Source organism: Stenotrophomonas sp. P5_B8, from assembly GCF_054049855.1.
In genome coordinates this window covers 1-1,677 of record NZ_JBFULO010000619.1, presented here as the reverse complement: position 1 = coordinate 1,677, position 1,677 = coordinate 1, and the positions used below count along the sequence as shown (strand labels likewise).

Annotated in this window: 1 protein-coding gene and 1 pseudogene; both read left to right on the top strand. The window is 65.8% G+C overall.

Annotation, left to right across the window (positions count from 1 at the left end):
- On the top strand, positions 1-1,207 hold a 1,207-nt coding region (locus tag ACXJKH_RS20030), incomplete at its 5' end, for a DNA translocase FtsK (protein ID WP_457321989.1).
- A 136-nt stretch (positions 1,208-1,343) separates the two neighbouring features.
- Positions 1,344-1,677: pseudogene (locus tag ACXJKH_RS20025) on the top strand (transglutaminase); the annotation flags it as partial.

Here is a 1,677-nt window from a genome sequence, read left to right as displayed (position 1 = left end):
CCCCAACGTCACCCGCGAAATGATCTACCTGTCCGAACTGTTGCGCTCCAAGGAGTACGACAAGTCGACCAGTCCGCTGACCCTTGCCCTGGGCAAGGACATCGCCGGGCGCCCGACCGTGGCCGACCTGGCGCGCATGCCGCATCTGCTGGTGGCAGGCACGACCGGTTCGGGCAAGTCGGTGGCGGTCAACGCCATGGTGCTCAGCCTGCTGTACAAGGCGTCGCCCAAAGACCTGCGGATGCTGATGATCGACCCGAAGATGCTCGAGCTGAGCGTCTACCAGGGCATTCCGCATCTGTTGGCGCCGGTGGTGACCGACATGAAGGAAGCCGCCAACGGCCTGCGCTGGTGCGTGGCCGAAATGGAACGGCGCTACAAGCTGATGAGCGCGGTGGGCGTGCGCAACCTGGCCGGCTTCAACAAGAAGGTCAAGGATGCCGAGGACGCCGGGCAGCCGATGATGGACCCGTTGTTCAAGCCGAATCCGGAACTGGGCGAAGCGCCGCGCCCGCTGGAGACGCTGCCGTTCATCGTGATCTTCATCGACGAATTCGCCGACATGATGATGATCGTCGGCAAGAAGGTTGAAGAACTGATCGCGCGCCTGGCGCAGAAGGCACGTGCGGCCGGCATCCACCTGATCCTTGCCACCCAGCGCCCGTCGGTAGATGTGATCACCGGCCTGATCAAGGCCAACATTCCCACCCGCATCGGCTTCCAGGTCAGTTCCAAGATCGATTCGCGCACCATTCTGGACCAGTCCGGTGCGGAGACCCTGCTGGGCCACGGCGACATGCTGTACCTGCCGCCGGGTACCGCGTTGCCCGATCGCGTCCACGGTGCGTTCGTGTCCGACGAGGAAGTGCACCGCGTGGTCGAGCACCTCAAGGCCAGCGGCCCGGCCGATTACATCAGCGGTGTGTTGGACGAAGTGCAGATGATGGGCGATGGCGTGGTAGTAGGCGCCGGTGGCCTGCCCGAGGCCAGCAGCGGCGGCGGCGACGAATCCGATCCGCTGTATGACGAGGCGCTGCGCATCGTCACCGAAACCCGCCGCGCGTCGATTTCCGGCGTGCAGCGCCGGCTCAAGATCGGTTACAACCGCGCCGCGCGCCTGATCGAAGCGATGGAAATGGCCGGCGTGGTCAGTCCGCCCGAACATAATGGCGACCGCAGCGTGCTGGCGCCGCCGCCGCCGAAGTAACGGCGCGAGATCGTGGAAGGGGGGGCGATGCGTGCATTGCCCCTTTCGATGCTCACCCCGCACGCGGTTGTGTTGCACGCCTCGACCGCCCCCTCTCGCCCGCACCCGCCTGCACAAGGAACCCGCAATGAAGTCKATGCTGTGGTTGGTGTTGGGCGGCCTGGCCTTCGCGCCGGCCCTGGCGCGCGCCGATACGCAGTCGTCGCCTTCAGCACCCGCCCCGGTGCCAGCCTCGGCCGCATCCGGCACGCCGGGCGGGCAGGGCACGCCGACCGAGGCGCAGGCCAGCAACAACTTCAGCTTCGTGCGTTACCGTGCCGATTACGTGGTGCGCCCGGACGCGGGCAACACCCAGACCGAAGAGTACGACATCCTGCTCAAGACCAAGTCGGCGGTCGAGCAGTTCAGCCAGGTGCGGCTGAGCTACAGCGAAAAGATGGAAACCCTGGAGGTGCTGGCCGCCTATACGC